The following is a 22,807-nucleotide window of genomic DNA, read 5'->3' on the forward strand; positions in this document are numbered from 1 at the left end:
CATCCATGGGACTAAACTCAGCACTGCAGATTGGAAGGACGGGGCTGCTTACGGCTCAGACCGGGCTGCAGGTCACGGGTAACAACTTGGCTAATGCGGCGACGCCCGGCTACAAACGCAACACGGTTAATCTTTCTGCGATCTCCACCAGTGAAATTCAGACTGGTGTGTTCATCGGCCGTGGTGTGCAACTTGATGCGATTACCCGGCAGGTGAATGAAGCGCTGCAAACACGCTTACGCACTTCAATGTCGGATCAATCTTTCTCGCAATCACGTACAGATTTGCTAAAACAGATCGAAGCGATTGAAGGACAGTTTGGTGATGTGAATTTGTCTTCAAAGCTTGGTAAGTTTTTCGATTCATGGTCCGCTTTGGCGAATAATCCACAGAGCAGTGCAGCCCGCACGGTGGTCATCTCTGAATCAACCTCATTGTCAAAGTATGTACAGCAGCTTGATGGTGATGTGAAGGCGCTTCGTAAGCAAACCAATGCAGCGATTGATCAATCGGTCGCGACGGTGAACGATCTGCTTGGGCGCGTGGAACAACTCAACCGTGAGATTGCAAGCCATGGTAAAGGCGCGATTGGCGGTGCAGGTTCATTGAGAGATCAGCGTGATCAGATTCTTGAAGAGTTGTCGCAATATATGGACATTTCGACGGTGGAGATGCCATCGGGGAGCATGGATATTTATGTGGGGTCGACGCCGATCGTGATGAATGGGAAGGCGGAGAAGATTGATATAAAGCTGGAGAACGATTCGGATAACTATATTCCGATCGTGGTGGCAGGAAGTGACAAGCAGCCGTTGGATATCCGATCGGGGCAACTCGGTGCATTGATTGATTACCGCACCGGTGATCTGGAAGAAACGATCGACTCGATCGACAACTTTGCCAAGCAGCTTATTTGGGAAGTGAACCGTCTGCATTCACAGGGACAGGGCACCAAGGGCTATAGCTCGATCACAAGTACGAACGGTGCGACGGATCCTGCTGCTGCGTTGAACTCTGAAGAGGCAGAACTCGATTTCTTGCCGGAGCATGGCTCGTTCAAGATCCATGTGACTGATTCGCAAAGCGGGCAGCGCACTACATCACTTATCAGTATTGATCTTGACGGGATTGGGGCGGATTCTTCGCTAAACGATATCGCAGCACAACTCAATGCAGTGGCGGGTGTGTCAGCTACAGTAACAGCCGATGGACGTTTACAACTTGATGCCGACGGTTCGGGTATGGAGCTTTCCTTTACCGAAGATACCTCAGGTTTTCTCGCTTCGATGGGTATTGGTACGTTCTTCACCGGCACCGGTGCGAAAGACATTGGCGTGAACCAAACCGTTGCCACTGATACCGCTTATATTGCCGCAGGGCAAGAACATCTCTCGGGTGATAACCGTAACGCACTAGCGATTGATGCGCTCCGCAGTGCTTCAGTCGATGGTCTTGGTGGGTTGTCTCTGAATGAATTCTGGAACCGCCACGTGCAAGACATTGCGGTGGCGACGGCGCAAGCGAACGAGCAAGCACAAGCAGACGGTACGGTGATGGAAGCGCTGCAGGCACAGCAGCAAGCTGTCTCCGGCGTGAATACTGACGAAGAAGCCATCAATTTAATGCAGTATCAGCAAGCGTATCAAGCCTCAGCACGGTACATCAATGTGGTGAACCAGCTGATGGAAACGCTGATGGGATTGATTTAAGGCCCCGATACGAAACGGAATAAGTTATGAGCGGATTTGGCCCCATCAATTCAAGAACGACCACGGTGTTGCAGATGCAAACGCTGCAACAGAATCTTCAGCGCACGCAGCTGGAGCTATTCCGCGCTCAGCAGCAAGTCAGCACCGGCAAAAAATACGGCGCGCCTTCGGAAGGATCATCCTCTGTATCTGCGATTCTTCAGTTGCAGCAAACTGTCAATGCCCGTGTGCAATGGGATTTGAATCTCGAACAAACCGGCGGCATTCTCGATACCACCGACAATGCGCTTGGTTCGGTGACGACCACACTCACCAATTCAATCTCCATCGCATCATCGCAGATTGGCATCGGTTCAGATGCAGATACACGTAAAGATCAAGCGATTGTCATCGATGAGCATCTGCAATCAATCTTAAATATTGCCAATCAGCAATACAACGGCATCTCACTTTTCGGCGGCAACAACGGCGCGGTCAAGGGTGGCAATGTCTTCGAAGAATTCCTTGGCGGTATCCGTTATGTTGGTGGTGATCAAAACCTTGAAGCTTCCGTTGGCACGATCAATGGGCAAACCTTCACTTCCAATGGCATCGAATCTTTTGGTGCCTTGTCCTCGCGTGTTGAATCAAAAACCGACTTGCAGGTACGACTTACCTCAGCCACCAATCTCAACGACCTCGATGGTGCACTCAATCAAGGTATCCGCAAAGGCACTGTGGTTGTCAACGTGAATGGCTCAGAGGTACAAGTCGATCTTTCAAACGCAGACACAGTGAACGATGTCGCGCAGCGGATCAATCAGGCGATTGCAGATATCAATCCAGTAGCGGGTTCGGTTTCACTGTCCGGTCCAAGCTTCGCACTCACCGCCACGGCTGGTAATACAATCTCCATTCAAAATCTTGGTGCGGGTAAGACGGCGTCTGATCTCGGATTGGATCTCACCGCAGCGTCAACGACTGTGGCGGGCACATCAACCAAGCCACGTCTGACCGAAACCACCCTCGTTTCGGCTTTGGGCGCTTCAGTCGACCTAACCTCCGGTTTACAGATCACGCAAGGTGGCACGACTAAAACCATCGACTTCTCCAGCGCCAACACGATTCAAGATCTCATCAACACCGTTGCAGAGGCTGATCTTGGCGTGCGTTTGGAAATCAACCAGGCTGGCAACGGCGTTAATCTTGTCTCAGAAGTCTCCGGCCTCCGTCTAACCGTTGGCGAAAACGGTGGCACGACCGCACGTGACCTCGGCATCTCCACCCTCAGTGAACAAACTGAACTTGCCAGCTTCCGCGAAGGGTTGGGCGTTGAGACTAAGGTGGGCGAGAACGATTTCCAGGTTCAGCTTCACGACGGCACAACTTTTGAAGTGGATGTGACCGGAGCGGTAACAATACAAGATGTGATTGACCGCATGAATGCGGCAGCAACCGCTGCGGGGGCGACTGTGCCGGGCGATTTTAATATTGGTTTTGCAACAACCGGCACCGGTGTGGTCTTTACAGATAACACAGCTGGCGGTTCGAATTTTGCGATCACCAACCTCGGCACATCCCAAGCGGCAACACATCTTGGGTTTGTGGCGGACGGTGGTGCGGGAAGCACGATCACTTCCGAGGACAATGCGAAGGTGGTCGTGGACTCGCTTTTCACAAATTTAATGGATTTATCAAAATCTCTTCGTGATAACGACGAGTCTGGCATCATCTTTGCTGGAGATAAACTGGAGAAGAGGAATGATCAAGTCATTCTCGCCCGCGCCGCAGTTGGTGTCGAGGCTCAGAGAGTGGCATTAGAGCAGGAAAGGTCCAAGGAATTGGGAACTGCCGAGAAATCAATGCTGTCACAGCTGCAAGATGCGGACTTTACGGAGTCGATCACTAAGTATCAGCTCTTGCAGACTCAGTTGCAGGCCGCATTGCAGGTAGGGGCATCCAACTTCCAGCAGAGCCTTTTAAATTTCCTGCGTTAGTTTGAGCATAACTTTGCGCGGTAGGCGCAAAAGACGCGCAGCATCAGTCATTACGACGGCCTTTTGACAGATGCTTCTGAAGACAGGATGTCTTCAAGCCCGTTGGAGTAACGGGTTCATTAGATTCCAGGATGGATGGCCGATTCGAGGAAACTGATCATGCTGATCAACACCTCACGTTTTGGACAGATCGAAGTTGACGACTCGCGGGTCATCAGCTTCGAGAAGGGACTCTTAGGATTCCCCAAGTATCGTCACTATGTTCTGATTGAAGCTGGCCAGGATTCATATTTCTGGTGGCTGCAATCGATCGAGATGCCAGAGCTTGCGTTTGTCGTGACAGACCCAAGCCTGTTCGTGCCAACCTATCGTGTTCCGCTTCGTGAGGATCAGATGCGGGAGATGGGTATGGACTCGGTCGACGAGGCACAAGTATTTGTGATCGTGAACAAGCGTGACAACGTGCTCACCGGCAACCTTCAAGGTCCATTGGTTGTGCATGTTGGCAAACGAACGGGCGAGCAGCTTGTGCTTTCGGACAGGCGTTTCACTACGCGTGTTCCGCTGATCGAGCTTGGCTCGAACATGCAAAAAGCTGCTAGCGCGTAAGTCATTACGCTTCATCGTCTCGCATGATGGTGTTTGTCGTCTCGAGCGTCTAATTGGCGCTTAGGTTAATTCAGTTAGCCTCGACATCATTAGAGCGAGTAGTGTTACGGGACCCGGTGCAGGGATGCATGCGGGTAAAAAACGGCCCAAGGAAGGAGCCTCACACCATGCTGGTGCTATCCCGTCAACGCGACGAGACGATCATGATCGGCGACGAGATCGAAATCACCGTCGTCGACATCCGTGGAGATAAAGTCAGACTCGGCATCAACGCACCAAGGCAAGTTCAGGTGCATCGCAAAGAGGTTTATGAAGCCATCAAGCGGGAAAATGCCGAAGCGGCTCAAGTCCAGGTTGAAGATCTTAATGTCGCGGACAAAAATCTGCGTGGAAGAATCGATAAGCTCACCACGCATCGTCATAACCAAAATGGTTCATAAATCAGGAAAGGGGCATACGCCCACCCCAGGGTGACAAGTGGAATAGGATCTCCCTCAGTTTCAAGGATGAAACCTTCACCCGGGTACGACAAACACCTCAGCGTCAGCTGACTCCGAGCAAACGCTCGGAAAGACAATCAAGGAGGATTGTCAATGTCCAGAATTAATACAAATGTTTCATCTCTCATTGCGAGAAACGCACTTCAAGGCACCAACGCCAGTCTGCAAACCAGTTTGCAACGTCTTTCGACCGGCCTAAGAATCAACAAAGGTGCCGACGACCCCGCAGGTCTGATTGTTTCCGAACGACTTCGTTCTGAAATCGCTGGTGTTTCTCAAGCCATCGACAACGTCGAACGCGCCTCGAACGTAATCGCTACCGCCGAGTCATCACTGCAGGAAATCAATTCACTCCTGCTATCGATGAAATCTCTCGTCCTCGAAGCCGCCAACACAGGCGCCTTCTCCAAAGACGAAGTCAAGGCAAACCAGCTGCAGATCGATTCTGCAATTGATTCGATTACACGTATCGCCAACACAACTTCCTTCGCAGGACTCAAGCTTCTCAATGGATCGCTTGACTACATCACCGAAGGCGTCACCGGCTCGCAAATCACTGACCTTACCGTTCAAGGCGTGAACTTCGGCACCAACACTTCTGTCCCAGTGACGGTTGAAGTGCTCAACTCCGCCGAAAACGCTTCGCTCTTCCTCTCTGCAACAGGCGGCGCGGGCGCACCCACCAACGGATCTGCTTTGCTGTCTTCGATCTCATTCGAAGTCCGCGGCCCCATCGGCGTCGAAGTCTTTGAGTTCGCCTCAAACACGCCAACCTCCGCCGTTGCCTTCGCCATTAACTCCGTCCGTGACGCCGTCGGTGTTTCCGCATCGATCGTTAACGCGTCATCCATTCAAATCACCTCGCTCGGCTTCGGCACAGATGAGTTTGTTTCGGTCAACCGTTTGGATGCAGACAAGAATCAATCCTTCGCAACGGTCGACGCACCCGATGGCAATGAAACCGGCAGAGATGTCGGTGCTGATGTGCTCGCACTCATCAACGGTAACCTTGCCGTGGGCGATGGCATCAATCTTGCCCTGCGAACCTCAACACTCAATCTTGAGATGACCCTCGACAAGCAAGCCGCCCAGATCACCGGGCAAACTTACTCGTTCGATATCAACGGCGGCGGCGCGACCTACCAAATCGGTCCCGACGTTACCTCGCAACAAAAAGTTGGCTTCGGCATCCAATCCGTCGCCGCCTCAAACCTCGGCAACTCCTCGACAGGCTTCTTATCACAGATGCGCTCCGGTGGGATCTACTCCCTTGTCTCCGGCACCGACACCGCCGACCAGGCACGCTTCGCCGACGGCATTCTCGATGCTGCTATCGCAGAGATATCCTCTCTGCGAGGTCGTATCGGCGCGTTCGAAAAGAACACTCTGCAAACCACCTTGCGATCGTCTCAGGTTGCTCTTGAGAACCTGACTGCTTCTGAATCGCAAGTCCGCGATACCGACTTTGCTGAGGAAACCGCCAAGCTCTCGCGAGCTCAGGTTCTTCAGCAGGCTGGCACAAATACTCTGCAGATCGCCAATACCTCGGCTCAGAACGTCCTCGCTCTCTTGGGTGGATAGATCTGAACACGACATTAAAACACACAACCCGATCTTCGGATCGGGTTTTTCTTTGGGTCAGTTTTGGCCGCTGCTGGACTCTGATTCCCAAGCCCGATACGCTATGAATCATGATTTTGATGATCGACAACTACGACAGTTTTACCTACAACCTCGTGCAGCGCATCGGCGAGCTGGACCCGTCCGTTGATTTGCGCGTATTTCGCAACGATAAGATCACCGTCGACGAAGCGTTGGCACTGGATCCGGATCACGTCATCATTTCCCCTGGCCCATGTACACCCAACGAAGCCGGTATCAGTTGCGACATCATCAAAGCATTTGCAGGTAAAAAGCCTATGCTTGGCGTCTGCCTCGGACATCAATCCATGGGTGCTGCTGGCGGCATGATCGTTGAACGCAACGACCGTATCATGCACGGCAAAACCTCACCGATCCATCACGATGGTAAAGGTATTTTTAAAGGTCTTTCTAATCCCTTCACCGCGACACGATACCACTCATTAGTAATTCGCCGTGATTCATTCGATGATGCGAATTATGAGATCAGTGCTTGGACCGAGGAAGATGAAATTATGGGCCTTCGTGCTAAACCCGGCGTCTTTGGTGAAGGATTAGATGCACCGATGGAAGGTCTTCAGTTTCATCCCGAATCCTTTCTGACACTTGAAGGGCCACTGATGTTTGCCAATTTTCTCGGCTTGCCTCATCCCGAGCTTACGCAACGTGGTTGATTAATCCCGATGAATAAAAGCCCGCAACGTGGCGGGCTATTCTTCGGTGCACAATACAAAATTGTGGCGACTGTTGTGATAAGCAATGTTATGAGATAGATCGCATACGTCTTTTCAGCATCGCAAGGCTGCCAAGCCCAAGTAGTGCGAATGATGCAGGCTCCGGTATTGCTGCAGAATCGATACGGACGGTCACATCATCAAAACCTACATGATGAATTCTTTGGGTGTCAGCGGGTAAAAAAGTAGTTGTCATTGATACGGTAAATCCAAATTGCATTTCATCACCAGCAAAATCGGGATGTGAATCAGGATCACCAAAACCATTGCTCATTTCAATGAAATCTTCAGCGATTAAGCCTGATTTATTTCGTATGGCCGTGTCGTCATCAGTACTGAAACCTTCAATGCCTGCGAAGTAAATTTTATTGTTTTGTTTGATCGCAACACGCATGACGCCATATTCTACAAATGGCGGTGTGCCTGTAGGCGAAAAGGTTTTTGCTGAAGCGGTTAGTGATGCGATGGCACCCTCAGTTGTAGGATCATAAATAAAATCAGTCAGAAAAATAGGTTGATACACAACGTTAAATTCATCAGTGGGTCTTGTCATATCAAAAATCTGAATTATCACTTTGCCAAGATTTTGAGTGTCAAATTGCGATGAAGTTGCTGAGTACGATGCTCCCGGATTTTGATCAAATCGTACGATTGTTGGCCCGTCGCTATAGCTACCGGGATCGAAATCACCTTCCATGAAGGCAATATCAGCGAAGGATACAGTTGAGCAAGCAAGTGCGATAGAAGATGTTATTAGTGCTCTAATTGAAATTTTAGCAATTTTCATATAAATACCTTTTTCTCAATGAATCATAAAAACACAAGGCGAGTTGGTGATGTTAGCCGTGTCGCACGGATGTGAATTATGTAATGTGAATTGCAAAACACAACATCTCAAAATTGAGAGGTTCTTGTAACTGACGCAGGAATAATGCTTTAAGCGTTTGTATAAAATGATTTAAGATGTTGCCTGTGGAGTGTGATTGCCGTCGCCATGGGTGAAACGCTTGGTCAGCTCGATGCGTCCGGAGACGTTGTAATGTTTATAGATTTGCCGGATGTAGGTGCGAACGGTGTTTTCGGTGAGGTTGAGATTGTGGGCAATGCGTTTTGGTGTGAGGCCGTCCATTAGGAGGGCAAAAATGGTTTGGAGCCGTGGGGCGAGTTGAGCGTGTTGCGGATCGTTGGTGTTTGGGAGCTCGAGTGTGTGTAGCCAATCGACTTCTGAGGTGAGAATGTGGTAGATGAGGCAGTCGCGATCCGAGAATTTAGGCTTAGTATTGGCGCGGTGAATGCTACCGGCAGAAACGAGCATCGGTTCATCTTGAATTGGGTACACCGAGATGATGGAGTCGCCGATGTTAGTTTGTGAGAGATACTTGGTACAGAGCTCGGAATTTTCGAAGATTTTGTGGGGGACGAGGTGAGTACGCTTGCGGGTCCAGTGTTTGCCGAGCGCGGTATGTGCAGCAATCTGTTGATTCATTTCGCTATTAGGAAGTTCGTAATTACCTGCAACCATTGCGGTGAAGATGTGTTCGGGCATGTTATGGATGGATGAAAATGCGTGAGGTGTTTTGTCGATCTCGAAGCTCATGACGTTCCAGATCCAATAGTCAGCATCAACGAGCTGGCAAAGCCCATCCATAAGAGCTCGCCGTTGTTCGTTTAGATTGCTATTCATACAAGCAATCTTGCTCAGCAGGCGGACAATTAAGCGAACATCATCATGGTGTAGAGAATCTATCTGGTTCAGGCGATCTTTCATCATGCGGGATTATAACGAAAGAAATGATGCATACACGAAGTACTTATTCGTTAATGTCAGAAATTTTGCCAGTACGAATATCGTAAACAAAGCCGCGTATCGAAGATAGATTTTTAAAGTAGGGGTGGGATTTTAATGTCTGGACTTGCTTACGCACATTCTCTAAAACATCGCTGAACGCATGAAAGCATGTTGGCGTGAGATCATGCTTAACACCTTCGGGATATTGTTGTTGTAGCTCGGTTTTAAAGGCGGGTTCATCGAGTTTGCCGACGGCGCAGTCTGTATGTCCGATGACCATCACTTCTTGGATGCCTGCCGTTTGCACCGCCAGTGTAAGTGACCGTACCACGTCGTCGGTGACGATGTTGCCCGCATTGCGGATCACAAATGCTTGGCCCGGCTTTAGGCCTAGCGCCGACTCGATCATAATCCGGCAATCCATGCATGTGATCACCACCGTATGCATGGAAGAGGAAATGCCGCTGGCGGTTCCAGCTTCGCGCTGCTCAACATAGTGCTTATTGTTCGTGAGCCATTGATCGGTATTGATATTCGTATTCTCCATGGTGGGGTATTGTAAGGATCGTTTGGCTGTGCGTAAACCAGAGCCAATCATGCGGTTTTTGCAGAGGTTTTTCTTAATTCCGCATGATGCCGATATGTAGAATGAAGAGAGAGATGCTGTATTATGAAAGGAGATCGCGATGACTCAGGATCGAGAACGTCCCTTCCCGCACTTGGATGAATCTACTTTTGAGAAGTATGAGAGACTCGCTCCCGGCTGGCAAATTCGTTGTAAAAAATGTGGCAAGCGCGAGCATCTCGGCAAGTTTGGCATCAGACGGGGCGCCGTCAGCGCAGGTAAGTGCAAGCTGGGTTGGTGTTCACGGTGCGGCAGGGTTCGGTGTTTGCGTGTTTCAAAATTCAGGTAATCAAAAAAAGCTCAGGCGGCGACCTGAGCTTCTATTGATCGATTTAGGCGTTGCAACTATTTAGCGACGATGTTTACGAGCCGCTTGGGAATGATGATGATCTTGCGGATGGGGGTGTCGCCAATAAAGTTTTTCACATCGTCCTGATTCTTCGCAGCTTCTTCGATCGCTTCATTGCACGCGTCGGCCGCAACATTGATCTTGCCACGCAGTTTGCCATTGACCTGCACCGGCAATTCGATCGTGTCTTCCACGAGCAGCGATTCATCATAAGTCGGCCAGCTTGCCTTGATCACCGATGGCTGGTTGCCGAGCTTCTCCCATAGTTCTTCACACAAGTGCGGCGCAAACGGCGCGAGCATGATGACTAGATCATTGGCTGCTTCACGCGGGAGTTTATCCAGCTTTACTAGATCGTTGTTGAGTTCGATCATGGCGGCGATGGCAACGTTAAAGGCAAATGTGTTCATTGCTTCAGTGACGCGCTTGATCGTTTTGTGCAGCTTGCGTTTGATGTCGTCAGATGCAGCATCATCGGTGACGAGGAAATCGCTGGTGTCTTCGTTGTAGAAGTTTCGCCAGATGCGTTGGAGGAAGCGGTGCACGCCGACGATGTCGCGGGTGTTCCAGATCTTGGATTGATCGAGCGGCCCCATGTACATCTCATAAAGACGGAGTGTGTCAGTACCGTATTCAGCAGCGATTTCGTCGGGAGCGATAGCATTTTTAAGTGACTTGCCCATCTTGCCGAATTCGCGATTGACTTCTTCGCCGTTGTAGAAGTACTTGCCGTCCTTTTCTTCAACTTCTTCAGCAGGTACATAGACACCGCGGGAATCGGTGTAGGCGTAGGCTTGGATGTATCCTTGATTAAACAGCTGACCAAAGGGCTCGGGTGTGCTGACATGCCCAAGGTCATAAAGCGCCTTGTGCCAGAACCGTGCGTAAAGCAGGTGCAGGACCGCATGTTCCACGCCGCCGACATAAAGATCGACGCCGCCACATTTGGCTTGGCCTTCATTGCCGTGGTATTCCATCCAGTAGGTTTCGATTTTCGGGTCGATCAAAGCAGCATTATTCTTCGGGTCACAATAGCGCAGGTAGTACCAGCATGAACCGGCCCACTGTGGCATGGTGTTGAACTCTCGTACCCACTTCTGCCCATCAAGCTCAATATACTTCCACTCATCCGGCGCATTGCCCAGCGGCGGTCGTGGTGGTGCATCGGGATCGTCGGATGCAACCGGCTTGAAGTCTTCCATGTGCGGATGCTCCACCGGCAGCATGTCTTCTGGCACCGTGCGGATCATCCCCTTATTGGCTTCTTCTGCGCCGTGAAGGATCGGGAACGGTTCGCCCCAGTACCGTTGTCGTGAAAACAGCCAGTCACGCAGCTTGTAGTTGATGGTGCCCGTGCCGAGGCCGCGCTGCTCAAGCCAACCGATAATCGTGTGTTTTGCTTCAGCAACTTCAAGGCCATTAAGTGAGATTTCTTCATTCTCACTGTTCATGCCTACGCCATTGCCAATCCATGCGGCCTCTTGAATGTCGTGATCCTTTGGCGAGGCGATCACTTCGATGATTGGCAAGTCAAACTTTTTCGCAAATTCATAATCGCGTTCATCGTGAGCTGGCACCGCCATGATCGCACCCGTGCCATAACCCATCATCACATAGTCCGCGATCCAGATTGGGATCTTGGCGTCGTTTACTGGGTTAAGTGCATATGACCCTGTAAACACACCTGTTTTTTCTTTGGTATCGTTTTGCCGATCAATGTCGGTTTTTGCTTCTGCTTCTGCTTTGTATGTTTTGACCGCAGTCTTCTGGTCGTTGGTTGTAAGGCGATCTACCAGCGGATGTTCCGGTGCGAGGACCATGTAGGTTGCGCCGAACAAGGTGTCCGGGCGGGTGGTGAAGACGGTGATGTTCTCTTCCGCATCTTCTGCCGTACCGAATGCAAGAGGAAAGTGAACTTCAGCGCCTTCGGATTTACCGATCCAGTTACGCTGCAAAAGTTTGACGGGTTCGGGCCAGTCGACCATGTCGAGGTCGTCGATCAAACGCTCACCGAACTTGGTGATGCGGAACATCCATTGTTTGAGTGGGCGTTTGTAGACGGGATGGTTGCCGCGTTCAGATTTGCCTTCGTTGGTGACTTCCTCGTTGGCGAGGACGGTCCCGAGGGCAGGGCACCAGTTCACGGGTACTTCGGCCAGATAAACCAAACGATATTCAGCGAGCAGATTTTGTTGTTGCTCTGGATCAAGTTCATGCCATTTGCGTGTGCCAATGGGGTCGCCGCCAATCGGCCCCATGCCGCCTTGCGCAGCAACGGGGATCAGTTCGCCGTCGAAGGTGACTTCTAGTTCACCGGATTCGAGCTTGCCGATGAGTTCACTGATGGGTTTGGCTTTGCCATCAGCTTCGTCGAAGTAGGCGTTGTAGAGTTGGATGAAGATCCATTGTGTCCAGCGGTAGTATTCGGTGTCGGTGGTGGCGACGGTGCGATCGGTGTCGTGGCCGAGCCCGAGCAGGCGGAGTTGCCGGGTCATGTTTTCGATGTTGGCTTCGGTGGTGGTGCGTGGGTGGACGCCGGTTTCAACGGCATACTGCTCGGCTGGCAATCCAAAAGCGTCATACCCCATCGTGTGCAACACATTGTGTCCGGTCGAGCGTTTGTACCGAGCGTAGATATCTGTAGCGATGTAGCCGAGCGGGTGACCGACATGAAGCCCCACACCTGAGGGATATGGGAACATGTCCAAGGCGTAGAACTTTGGCTTAGCGGGGTCAAAACCATCGTCACCCGGATTGGGGGTGGCATAGGTTTTCTGATCGGCCCAGTAAGCCTGCCAGCGCGATTCAATCTCGGCGAAGTTGTATTTCATGATCTGAGTCTGCGGGTTTGGGGTGACTAATTTCAGCCGGTCTTCGCATCTGAAACAGATGCATTTGAAGCTCCCAAGAGCGGTACCGGAGCAGTGATAGGATATCAGGTTTTGATCCCATCGGCCTATTGCTAAGCATATTAAATCGGCCTACAAAGCTCCGAATGCCGGTTCCCATCCACAAAAAAACCGCAAGGCAATTCTTGCGGTCAGATCGTTCAATCTCATTTACTTACCCTAAAAATTCAGCATCGCACCCAGATACAACTGAGCTGCATCCAAACCGTCATTGATGTCAGAGGTGTTTGCGTTGGAGATATGGATATAGCGTGCGCCAGCCATGAGTCGGAGGTTTTCTGTATTCGGGATCTTTGCGGTTAGGCCAAACCCAACCAGCAGGCGAAAGTCATGATGTGAATCCGATGGGAAATCCACATCCGAAAGCTCGAAGCCCGCTCCGCCATCCATGTAGATTGAGAATGTCTCGTTCTGATCGATGCCCCAGAAGTGCCAGCGGAAGAGCAGGTCAAACCCACCGACAATCCCATGTCCGCCGAAACCTTCAAAGTTTGCTTGAACATAGCCCACCAGTGGCTCGAAGTTGATCGAAAGTCCATCAACAAAATAGTAGCCAAACCCAAAATGCGCGGTGGTAATTGTGCCGTGATCCGGGTCGCCTACGGTTGTGGACGCATAGGATTGGAATGTCCATGAGCCTTCGCCAAATGGGTCGCCTGATTTTATCGGTGTGTCTTGAGCGGCCATGTTTAAATCATAAGTTGCTCTCTGGCTTACCGCTTGGGTAGCCGGATTGCTCAGCTTTAGGTTCTGTAGGTCCAGTGAGATTAGTGAATTTGAGTTGGAATCCGCATGGGCCACGCCAGCGCCGAGGATCAAAATAGCGGCCATCGTGGCAGTAACCAATCGGTATGGGAAGGAAAAAATGTCCATAGTGTCGTGTCTCCGTGACTAAATCGGGGCTGCATCCTGCAATGAATAAAGCTAGTCATTCTGGCATACAAAATATTCCATCGGCTAAACGGGTAGTATTTGGAATGTTTTTGTTCTACGCCGATACTGTTTGCGAATGATAAACAGAGGCATTTGTATGAAATTATGAGTCAGCTTGATCAATCGTGCAATAGCTAAGCGGGACCGATTTGCCGAATGGGTAAAAGCCGTGCAAAATGGGGAGCCATTTGGTAAATCAAGATGCTGCCTGTGCCAAAAAACAATAAAGTCTGGAGATGAGGACTTATTGCAGGCAAGTCATCTTGTCGGTGCGATAAGTTATGGTCCTACGATATACTGTGGGTTAAAGCAGTTTTGAAGATTAAAGGAACAAGTAGATGGCAGATAAGTTGGATCAGTCCCACACGTCCAAAAAAGTAAACCTGATCGATACTTCCATGCGTGATGGCCACCAGAGTTTGCTCGCTACACGGATGAGCACAGAGCAAGTTATGCGCGTGCTGCCGCTTGTCGCTGATCGTGGTTACAGTATCCTTGAACTTTGGGGTGGTGCAACGCTTGACTCTGCTCTCCGCTTCACTGGCGACGACCCATTCGATCGTCTTGATCGCATGCGGGAACACTGCGATGCTGTGGAGGAAAAAACCGGACAGCACATCCAAATCCGATCACTCTGCCGTGGACAGAACCTCTTCGGTTACAACCCATACCCCGATAACGTTGTTTGCGAATTTCTCAAAGAAGCTGTTCGTTCTGGCTCTGATCGTATGCGGTGTTTCGATGCACTTAATGACCATCGCAACCTCATCACCGCCATCATGGCCACCAAAACTTTCGATGGCCATGCCGAAGCCGCGATGTCCTACACTGTCTCTCCCGTCCACGACAACGAACACTTCATCAACTTTGCCCGCCGCTGCATGGATGTCGGCGCCGACTCGCTCGCCATCAAAGATATGGCTGGCCTCCTTCATCCCACAGATGCATTCGCTCTTGTTGAAGGTTTGAAGAAAGAATTCCCCAACACCGAACTTTCGCTGCACTCGCACTGCACCTGTGGCCTCGCCATTGCTTCCTATGTCGCAGCCATGATCGCAGGCGTTGACAACCTTGATACCGCCTACGGCCCCATGGCTGGCGGCACCTCACAGCCACCTGCCGAACTCATCGGCTACTTCGCCAAAGCACTCGGCATTGAATTGAATGTTGATCTCTCCAATGCCGCGGAGATTGATGCGGAACTCCGCAAGATCCGACACGAACTGCAAAGCGTCGACAAAGACCCCGAGCACTTCGGTAACCCTTGGCCGGCTGAACCCACGGACGAAATGAAGAAGCAGATTGAGCAAGCCATCGAATTGCTTCGCAAGAAGGATAAAGCCTCCTGCGACAAGGCACTTGATGTCATCGAAGAAATCATGATCAACCAGGGCTACGCCGCTTCCGACCGCAAACAACTCGAATCGCAAATCCCCGGTGGCATGTACTCAAACCTCTACAATCAGCTTAAAGAACAGAACAAGCTCGACCTGCTTCCGCAGATCCTTGATGAAGTACCTAAGGTCCGTAAAGCTGCCGGCTACCTCCCGTTGGTCACGCCGACTTCACAAATCGTCGGTACGCAGGCTACTTTCAATATCATGCAGGGCAAGCCATACGCTTTTGTCTCAGAGCCATTCCGTGACGTGATGATGGGCAAATATGGCAAGCTCCCCGGCCCGGTTGATCCCGACGTCCTTGCTGCTGTCTCTCGTGGTGAAACACCCCAGACCGGTCGTCCCGCTGACTTTGTTGATGACATTGATCTCGAAAAGGTTTACGCCGAAAACGGTGATCTCATCAAATCACAGCGCGATCTTCTCTTGATCATCCTCTTCGGTATGCCGGCCAAGCAGTTCCTCGAAAAACGTGAGCAACCCGTTAGCTAATCGCGCACATGGCATAGCCAATCATCGCCGGACCCCTCATCTGCGGGTCCGGTTTTTTGTTGGATGATCCGGGCACTGAATCCTGATACCATGACGTAGCTGCCAAATGCGGCCATGATCCCTGAAAAAGAACGAGGATTACCCCTTGAGCGAACGAGACGCATTTGTTGAACCGACCCTTTCCGAGGTCGAAAGTCTGCTGAAAAATTGCCTGGATAAGCGCATCGCGGTTGTCGGTGACGCCATGCTTGATGCTTACATCATGGGCACCATCGGTCGGATCTCCCCGGAAGCGCCTGTCCCTGTCCTCGATGTCAAAAAAGAGGAATGGATGCTCGGTGGCGCCGCGAACGTAGCTAAATGCTTGGTCGCGCTTGGTGCGTATGTTCGCATGTGTAGCGTGGTCGGGGATGATGCGGACGGCCGCCTTTTCGCGGATGAGCTGGCCAATATGGGGATCGATGGTTCAGCTGTTGTTATCGACAAGCATCGTCCCACTACCCGCAAAACTCGTATCATCGCCAAGCAGCAACAGGTGGTGCGCCTTGATCAAGAAGCCCGCCATCCGATTGATGGCGCGGTGCTCAAAAAGCTTGCCAGCAAAGTGAAGGCAGCTGCGAAGTGGGCCGACGTGATCATCCTTTCGGATTACGCCAAAGGCGTGTTGACTGAAGATGTTTGTCAGGCCGCCGTCGAAGGCGCGAAAGACAAAGGCAAGCCTGTATTGGTCGATCCCAAAGGTGTGAAGTGGCACAAGTACCGCGGCGTGACGATGGTGAAGCCGAACCGAAAAGAAGCCGAGCTTGTCACTGGCGACGAGGTCACTGACGACATTACCGCGCAGGCAGTAGCAGACAAGATCGCAAAATCTGTGAAGTGTCAGCAGGTACTCATCACGCGCGGGTCGGCCGGCATGTCATTGATCACCGGTAAAGGCAAAGCCAAGAAAACGCTACACGTTCACGCGCAACAGCATGAGGTGTTCGATGTGACTGGTGCGGGGGATGTAGTGATCAGTGTGATCGCACTGGCGATGGCGGGTGGGGCCGAAGTGCAACGTGCGGTGTGGCTGGCCAACGTGGCAGCAGGTGTGAAGGTGACCAAATTCGGTGCGGCAACTGTCACTGGGCAAGAGATGCTCGAAGCGATTGGAGGCGGCGAGCCGGACTATCAACGCAAGGTGATGACCTGCGAGCAGGCGTCTGGTTTTGCTAAAAAGCTGCGGAAAAATGGCAAGAAGATTGTTTTCACCAACGGCTGTTTCGACATTCTGCATCTTGGCCATGTGAGTTATCTGGAGCGATCGCGGCGCTGTGGTGATGCGCTGATTGTTGGTATCAACACAGATGAATCGGTGACAAGATTGAAAGGGCCGGGTCGTCCGGTACAGAAGGAACACGATCGGGCGCACATTATCGCGTCGCAGGCTTGTGTGGATGGAGTCGTATTGTTCGGGGAAGATACACCGCTTGAATTGATCAAAGCAGTACAGCCGGATGTTTTAACCAAGGGTGCGGATTATAAACGTAAGCAGGATGTGGTCGGCTGGGATGTGGTTGAAAAACGCGGCGGAAAAGTCATGCGGATTGAATTGGTTGATGGTCGATCTACGACGAATCTGATTGAGAAGTCGAAGAAATAACTGCGTCGATCTAATCATCAAATAGACATAAAAAAAGACGCTGCCTCAAACAGCGTCTTTTTGTTTGATTGTATTGCCATTTTAGTTGGCGGGTGTGCCTTCGAGTTCTGAGCGGTACCAGTTCACAGTGGGGACGAGGCCGTCGTCAAACGTGATCTGCGGCTCGTAGTCAATGAGGTCTTTGGTTTTGGTGAGATCCGCGAGGGAGTGCTTCACATCGCCGGCGCGTTCTTCAAGATGCTCTGGGGTGAGCTGGTTTTTACCGTAAATTTCAGCCATTTTTGCGGCCAGTTGGTTCACGGTGATGCGGTCACCGCACGCGATGTTGATCACGTTGCCGTTCAGTTTTTTATCTGAGCGTGCTGCGAGCAGGTTGGCGTGGACGACGTTGTCAATGAACGTGAAGTCACGGGACTGCTCACCATCACCGAAGATTTGCGGGTGTTTGTCGGCGGAGAGCGCTTTGGCAAACGCAGCGATAACGGCGGCGTATGCGGAGTTCGCGTTTTGACGTGGGCCGAAGATATTGAAATAGCGGAGCGAGGCGGTGTCGATATCGTAGCATTTTGCGTAGGCGCTCATGAGCGCTTCGCAGGCGATTTTGTTGGCAGCATACGGTGACATCGCGTTCACCGGCATGTTTTCGATTTTGGGAAGTGTTTCCGAATCACCGTAGGCAGAGGATGATGCGGCGAACATGACGCGGGTGACGCCGGCTTCAGTTGCGGCTGCAAGTACGTTTTGCGTACCGGTGGTATTGACCTGGTTGTAGAGCACAGGTTGTTCGACGGAACGTGGGACCGAGCCAAGCGCGGCTTGGTGGAAGACATAATCTACGCCGGTGAACGCATCTTTAAGCATGTCGGTATTCAGAATGGTGTCTTGGATGAAGGTAAGACGATCGTCTGCTTTGTCTTTGAAGCATTCAAAGTTGATCGTTTCGCCACCAGAGAGGTCGTCGATGATGACAACTGTGGCACCGAGATCGATGAGTGCTTCCGCGATGTGTGAGCCGATGAACCCTGCACCACCGGTGACGACAGCTTTTTTGCCTTGAAAGAAGTCGCCGTGTTTTTCTACCCAATTCAAAAGTGCCATGATATCTCCTGAGCAATAATTGCCGCCAAGGATGTTGAAGTATATGTGTGGCTTGCCGATGCTTTTTGCCGCATGCGTGGTTTGCTTCCCGGCCAAACGAATGGCTGGAAAACAAAGTGTAAGACAGCGATTATCTGAGGTTCACGCTGAAACCGCAATTTGTGCGGGGTTTTGTGGGATAAGGCTGTTCATGGGCAGGTATTGCCGATTTTGTGAGCAGATTGTTTGGAGTTTCGCTGTAGCGCGATTGATGCCGCGGTAGGTTCGGATGCGTGAAAGTCGGGGTAGGGGGAGACGGGGTAGGTCTGTATCGAACTCCCAAGGGTGGAAGTAGAGGACAGCAGGGCGATTCTGCGCGGCGGCCTGTTCGAGACCAAGTCGCATGAGTTTGAGTGGAAATTGGCGGAAGTATCCGCCACCTGCGACGGGGAGATTCTTGCCCGCGAATTGCCAGACGAGAGGAGGGATTTCTAGAATTTCGCGATCAGCTGGTGTTGTGCGGTGGTTTGGAATGATGGGCGCATCGGGGATGCCATACTGCGGATGGCGGGTCGGGAAGATGGAAGAGTCATAGGCAAAGCCGAGGTCGAGGAGGATGTCGAGGGCCCAAAGGGTATCTTGCGTGATGGACCATGTCGGGGCGCGGTAGCCGAGGACAGGTGAGCCAACGAGGTCCTCGAGTCGAGCTTTGGAGGACTGGACGTCCTTGCGAAATTGTTCGGGGGTGAGGTGATGAATGCGATGATGGTTGGAGCCGTGCGAGGCGATCTCATGCCCTGCAGCAGCGCAGCGCTTGATGAGATCGGGATGATGTTTGGCCACGTATCCGAGAATGAAGAGGGTGGCCGTGATGTTGTGTTGTGCGAAGAAGTCGAGCAAATGGTCCATCTGGCATTCAATGCGGTTGGGCCATCGGTGCCAATCATCGGCGGCAATTGTTTTGCGCGCGGCTTCGATGTGGAAGTATTCCTCGACATCAATGCTGATGCAGCAAGGCGCGGTGTGCGCGTGCGGAGATGGTTTGGGTGAGGTCGTCACAGAAGGTTTATCGACGGTGTGGCGGGGAGGCTGGTTATGGGGCTTGGCGGTGAGAATGGTTATAGGACGAGAAATATACAAGTCTGCGGTTAGGCTAAAAAAACAACCCTCAGCGTAATGCAGAGGGTTGTAAGATTGATTAGTTATTTTCGTTTTCTGCGAAGCCCAAGCACACCGAGAAGCCCGAGGCCGGCAAGTGCAGCAGATGGCGATGGAATGCTTGGAGGTGGTGGGGGAGGCGGTGGTGGAGGAGGGTTGTTAGGGTCATCTGGATTGCTGGTTGGGGTACCAACGATGTTGGTGAGGACGACAAGGTTTTCGATGTTTTGTGAAGGTGCGGATTGTTGTGAGGTTGCTGAGCCGGAGCCGAAGGAAGACTCGACTGCGTTGACGGGTGCTGATTGCTGAAGATAGATGGCACTGAGTGGTTTGGCCAATGAGAAAGTGACGTTGTCGATCGCACTAGCATCGGCGCTCATGTGCATTTCAACACGTGTGAATTCAGTAGTACCCATATCGTCTGCAGTGATGGGCTTGATGCGATTTGCGGTGGTGCTGCCAAATTCAACGGTAGGGTCATAAAGGTTATGGATCGGATCGATCAGGTCGGAAAGCATAAGCTTGCCGACAACTTCATCGCCGTTGTAGAAGCGGAGGTATGAACCATCGGAGGCGTCTTTGATGTTGATGAGGTCAAGGCCGAAAGAATCAACGGGTTGTGAGAATTCAAAGTTGATGTCGGCGCCGTCTTGGCTCTTGTCGTGGAAGCCTGCGAGAACATTACCGAGGACAATGTCGTTTTTGAGATTGCCTCCAGCCCATTTGCCATCAATACCATTTGGACCGAGCAAGCCGGGATGCTTGGCGCTTTCCACAGTGCTGTCATGAATGCTTGCAGGCGAATCCGGATTCATACTTGCGATCGAGACGCCGAGTACTGGCTGGTCGATCACTTGCCCATGCTTCATGGTTTCAAAGTGAATGGTTTGAAAGTCTGCATTTTGCGCATAGGCGGTAGAGGCAATTATGCCTGCCGACAATGCTGAAATTGTGGCGAACTTGTGCTTCATGTGACAAGACGTTCCTTCGTATCCCGTGGAGATGTACTAACACCACTTTAATTGTAGCTGATTCAGCGGTTTAATCCAAAAAAAATGATGGGTGCTTGCGCGGTTTGGACGTGAGGGGTTGGCTGTGTAGGTCGTGGACCGGGTGGGTGAAACGGGTGGGTTGGGTAAGCCGGGTAAGTTGCTACATTTATGAGGATGAGGGTAAGGAGGCTTGGTGACGGCAGAACCGCAATGATGCATAGCTAGGGTTGTGCGTATTTTGCTAGGAGAATCAGCGGCTCAAGGTTCGAAAGCGGATTTCCTGACAGGAAATTATTTTTTGCGAGGGTCGAAATACGCATGAAACAGGCCTCGTATGGAGGCCTGTTTGCTGTTGTTGGGATGATTGTCAGGTTGCGATGTGATCAATCCGACAGCTTTTCCGCGAGGAAGCTTTCGACCTGATCGATTGGGATGCGGGTCTGTTCTTGTGAGTCGCGGTCGCGGACAGTGACGGTGTTGTCGTTGAGTGTGTCGCCATCAATGGTGAAGCAGTAGGGCGTGCCGGCTTCGTCCATACGGGCATAACGCTTGCCGATGGATTGTTTGACATCGTACTGGCAGGTGAATTTTTCGCGGAGCTGCATGTAGAGCTTTTGCGCGATTTCGGGCATGCCGTCTTTGTTGACGAGTGGGAAGATGCCGGCCTTGATGGGTGCGAACTTCGGCTTGAACTTCATGTACACCTTGGAAGGACGTGATTCGTCCGGTGTGAAGGCTTCGCAGAGTAGCACCAGCACCGCACGGGTCAAGCCGCTTGCGGGTTCGATAACATTTGGCACATAGCGGGTGCGCTTCTTGATCTCGTCTTTGTCGACGCCTTCTTTTTGGAGTTTGACTTGTAAGTCTTGATCGAAGTATTCGAGTTTGGTCTTGGCGTGTGTTTGGTGTTGGGTGAGGTCGAAGCATCCGCGGTGTGCGACGCCTTCGAGTTCGCCGTACCCGGGAGCGGTGAAGGGGTATTTGTATTCGACATCGACGCATGCGTTGGAGTAGTGAGCGAGTTCATCATCATCGTGATCACGGAAGATGAGGTTGTCGGTATTGATGCCGAGCGATTCCCACCACTTCATGCGCTCGTTCTTCCAGAACTCATACCACTTGAGCGAGTCTTCGGGTGAGCAGAACCATTCCATTTCCATCTGCTCGAACTCGCGGGAGCGGAAGATGAAGTTACGCGGGGTGACTTCGTTGCGGAAGGATTTGCCGATTTGTGCAATGCCGAAGGGCATTTTGACGCGCATGGTGTCGAGGACGTTTTTGTAGTTCAGGAAGATGCCTTGCGCGGTTTCGGGCCGGAGGTATGCTTTGGCAGAGTCGTCACGAATCGCGCCGACGTAGGTCTCGAACATGAGGTTGAATTCGCGGGGCTCGGTGAGTGTGCCGGGTTGGGTGGCATCTGGCCCGAGGACGAGGAGTTGTTGTTCACGAGGGAGTGTGTGGAATTCTGCGAAGTCATCATGTGTGACGGGAAGGACTTCGCCGCCGCCGGTTTTTTTGCAGAGTTTTGAGGCGCGTTTTTCAAAGTCGGCTGGTGCTTGATCACCATCAAGCACAGCGAGGAAGCCGAGTTCACGAACTTCGCCGTTCTTTTCTGCCTTGGCTGTTGCGCAAAGAACATGGTCAGCACGGTAGCGTTTTTTTGATTCGGTGCAGTCGACCATGGGGTCGGAGAACCCGCCGACGTGACCGGAGGCTTCCCATGTTTTGGGGTTTTGGATGATGGAGGAATCGAGTCCGACGATGGAGACGGGTTCGCCGTCGGGTCCGATGGGCGGGCAGTCGACCATGTGTTTCCACCAGTGATCGCGGATGTTGTTTTTGAGTGCGATGCCGAGTGGGCCGTAGTCCCAGAAACCGTTGATGCCGCCGTAGATTTCAGAGGCGGGGTAGACGAATCCGCGTCGCTTGCAGAGCGAGACGAGTTCTTCCATGGATTTCTGTTCAGGGGCGAGTGTGCTAGTGTCAGACATGTGATGTCCTTTGGCGTATGGGAGAACTTGCAGGCAGTGGCGTGTGTCCACGTGCTCTCCGGTGGATAAACATTGCCCGTTGGTGTCCGTGAGAAGCTTCCGGTGGTAGAAGCATTTCAGGTCGGATGACTTCCGGGGGTAGCCCGGGATTTTATCAGGATTCAGGAGGCGGGGCATATCCTAGCTCAATTCACATATCCGGTTGTGTGCGAGCGAGATATGATCATGTCATGGGCAGCTGGCGAGGTGACTTTTGTGGTGGTGCTGGGGAATAAGTCGATAGG

19 protein-coding genes are annotated in these 22,807 nt (G+C 51.7%); 10 read left to right on the forward strand and 9 right to left on the reverse strand.

Going from position 1 to position 22,807, the window contains the following annotated elements; all coding sequences use genetic code 11:
• Window positions 1–5: 5 nt before the first annotated feature.
• From flgK to ACQ6WK_RS02145, 6 genes are all read left to right on the forward strand, one after another.
• Window positions 6–1,709 carry a flagellar hook-associated protein FlgK gene (gene flgK, locus ACQ6WK_RS02120; RefSeq protein ID WP_432799093.1) on the forward strand — a complete coding sequence of 568 codons (1,704 nt, stop codon included), beginning with the start codon at window positions 6–8 and terminating at the stop codon, window positions 1,707–1,709.
• A gap of 26 nt (window positions 1,710–1,735) precedes the next feature.
• Window positions 1,736–3,685, forward strand: a complete 1,950-nt coding sequence (locus ACQ6WK_RS02125; RefSeq protein ID WP_432799094.1) for a flagellin — start codon at window positions 1,736–1,738, stop codon at window positions 3,683–3,685.
• Between the two features lie 159 nt (window positions 3,686–3,844).
• Window positions 3,845–4,294: a flagellar assembly protein FliW gene (fliW, locus tag ACQ6WK_RS02130; protein WP_432799095.1), complete on the forward strand. Its 450-nt coding sequence runs from the start codon at window positions 3,845–3,847 to the stop codon at window positions 4,292–4,294.
• A gap of 167 nt (window positions 4,295–4,461) precedes the next feature.
• Window positions 4,462–4,734 (forward strand): carbon storage regulator CsrA, encoded by a 273-nt coding sequence (gene csrA / locus ACQ6WK_RS02135; RefSeq protein WP_432799096.1) that lies wholly within the window; start codon window positions 4,462–4,464, stop codon window positions 4,732–4,734.
• A 153-nt stretch (window positions 4,735–4,887) separates the two neighbouring features.
• The gene (locus tag ACQ6WK_RS02140; protein ID WP_432799097.1) at window positions 4,888–6,375 is read left to right on the forward strand and encodes a flagellin; all 1,488 of its coding nucleotides are present in this window, start codon (window positions 4,888–4,890) and stop codon (window positions 6,373–6,375) included.
• Between the two features lie 110 nt (window positions 6,376–6,485).
• Window positions 6,486–7,109 (forward strand): anthranilate synthase component II, encoded by a 624-nt coding sequence (locus ACQ6WK_RS02145; RefSeq protein ID WP_432799098.1) that lies wholly within the window; start codon window positions 6,486–6,488, stop codon window positions 7,107–7,109.
• 88 nt (window positions 7,110–7,197) lie between these two features.
• On the opposite strand, the gene ACQ6WK_RS02150 is transcribed toward ACQ6WK_RS02145, so the two are convergent.
• The 3 genes from ACQ6WK_RS02150 to ACQ6WK_RS02160 all read right to left on the reverse strand — a co-directional run bounded on the left by ACQ6WK_RS02150 (window position 7,198) and on the right by ACQ6WK_RS02160 (window position 9,505).
• Complete coding sequence (locus ACQ6WK_RS02150) at window positions 7,198–7,956, reverse strand: PEP-CTERM sorting domain-containing protein (protein WP_432799099.1); 759 nt, start codon at window positions 7,954–7,956, stop codon at window positions 7,198–7,200.
• Window positions 7,957–8,127: 171 nt separating this feature from the next.
• Window positions 8,128–8,853, reverse strand: a complete 726-nt coding sequence (locus ACQ6WK_RS02155; protein ID WP_432799100.1) for a helix-turn-helix transcriptional regulator — start codon at window positions 8,851–8,853, stop codon at window positions 8,128–8,130.
• A gap of 127 nt (window positions 8,854–8,980) precedes the next feature.
• Window positions 8,981–9,505: a beta-class carbonic anhydrase gene (locus ACQ6WK_RS02160; RefSeq protein ID WP_432799101.1), complete on the reverse strand. Its 525-nt coding sequence runs from the start codon at window positions 9,503–9,505 to the stop codon at window positions 8,981–8,983.
• A 139-nt stretch (window positions 9,506–9,644) separates the two neighbouring features.
• On the opposite strand from ACQ6WK_RS02160, the gene ACQ6WK_RS02165 reads away from it, so the two are divergent.
• Entirely contained in the window at window positions 9,645–9,872 is a 228-nt protein-coding gene (locus ACQ6WK_RS02165; RefSeq protein ID WP_432799102.1) for a hypothetical protein, read from the forward strand.
• A gap of 56 nt (window positions 9,873–9,928) precedes the next feature.
• Here ACQ6WK_RS02165 and leuS read toward each other — a convergent pair whose 3' ends face one another.
• Window positions 9,929–12,763: a leucine--tRNA ligase gene (gene leuS / locus ACQ6WK_RS02170; protein ID WP_432799103.1), complete on the reverse strand. Its 2,835-nt coding sequence runs from the start codon at window positions 12,761–12,763 to the stop codon at window positions 9,929–9,931.
• A gap of 237 nt (window positions 12,764–13,000) precedes the next feature.
• Window positions 13,001–13,714: an acyloxyacyl hydrolase gene (locus ACQ6WK_RS02175; protein ID WP_432799104.1), complete on the reverse strand. Its 714-nt coding sequence runs from the start codon at window positions 13,712–13,714 to the stop codon at window positions 13,001–13,003.
• 398 nt (window positions 13,715–14,112) lie between these two features.
• Between ACQ6WK_RS02175 and ACQ6WK_RS02180 the strand changes: the two genes are divergently transcribed.
• On the forward strand, window positions 14,113–15,663 hold the full coding sequence (locus ACQ6WK_RS02180; protein ID WP_432799105.1) for an oxaloacetate decarboxylase subunit alpha: 1,551 nt from the start codon (window positions 14,113–14,115) through the stop codon (window positions 15,661–15,663).
• Window positions 15,664–15,808: 145 nt separating this feature from the next.
• Entirely contained in the window at window positions 15,809–17,305 is a 1,497-nt protein-coding gene (gene rfaE1 / locus ACQ6WK_RS02185; protein WP_432799106.1) for a D-glycero-beta-D-manno-heptose-7-phosphate kinase, read from the forward strand.
• Window positions 17,306–17,386: 81 nt separating this feature from the next.
• Here the strand turns inward: rfaE1 and ACQ6WK_RS02190 are convergent, their stop codons facing one another.
• Window positions 17,387–18,403, reverse strand: coding sequence for an NAD-dependent epimerase/dehydratase family protein (locus ACQ6WK_RS02190; protein WP_432799107.1), 1,017 nt, complete (start codon window positions 18,401–18,403; stop codon window positions 17,387–17,389).
• A gap of 141 nt (window positions 18,404–18,544) precedes the next feature.
• Complete coding sequence (locus ACQ6WK_RS02195; protein ID WP_432800365.1) at window positions 18,545–19,339, reverse strand: XrtA system polysaccharide deacetylase; 795 nt, start codon at window positions 19,337–19,339, stop codon at window positions 18,545–18,547.
• Between ACQ6WK_RS02195 and ACQ6WK_RS02200 the strand changes: the two genes are divergently transcribed.
• Entirely contained in the window at window positions 19,283–19,432 is a 150-nt protein-coding gene (locus ACQ6WK_RS02200) for a hypothetical protein (protein ID WP_432800421.1), read from the forward strand. The two genes, ACQ6WK_RS02195 and ACQ6WK_RS02200, sit on opposite strands and share 57 nt — an antisense overlap.
• Window positions 19,433–19,584: 152 nt before the next feature.
• On the opposite strand, the gene ACQ6WK_RS02205 is transcribed toward ACQ6WK_RS02200, so the two are convergent.
• On the reverse strand, window positions 19,585–20,511 hold the full coding sequence (locus tag ACQ6WK_RS02205) for a hypothetical protein (RefSeq protein ID WP_432799108.1): 927 nt from the start codon (window positions 20,509–20,511) through the stop codon (window positions 19,585–19,587).
• A gap of 404 nt (window positions 20,512–20,915) precedes the next feature.
• Window positions 20,916–22,523 (reverse strand): glycine--tRNA ligase, encoded by a 1,608-nt coding sequence (locus tag ACQ6WK_RS02210; RefSeq protein ID WP_432799109.1) that lies wholly within the window; start codon window positions 22,521–22,523, stop codon window positions 20,916–20,918.
• Between the last annotated feature and the right edge of the window lie 284 nt (window positions 22,524–22,807).

Source organism: Poriferisphaera sp. WC338 (assembly GCF_050931845.1).
Taxonomy (GTDB): Bacteria; Planctomycetota; Phycisphaerae; order Phycisphaerales; family Phycisphaeraceae; genus Poriferisphaera.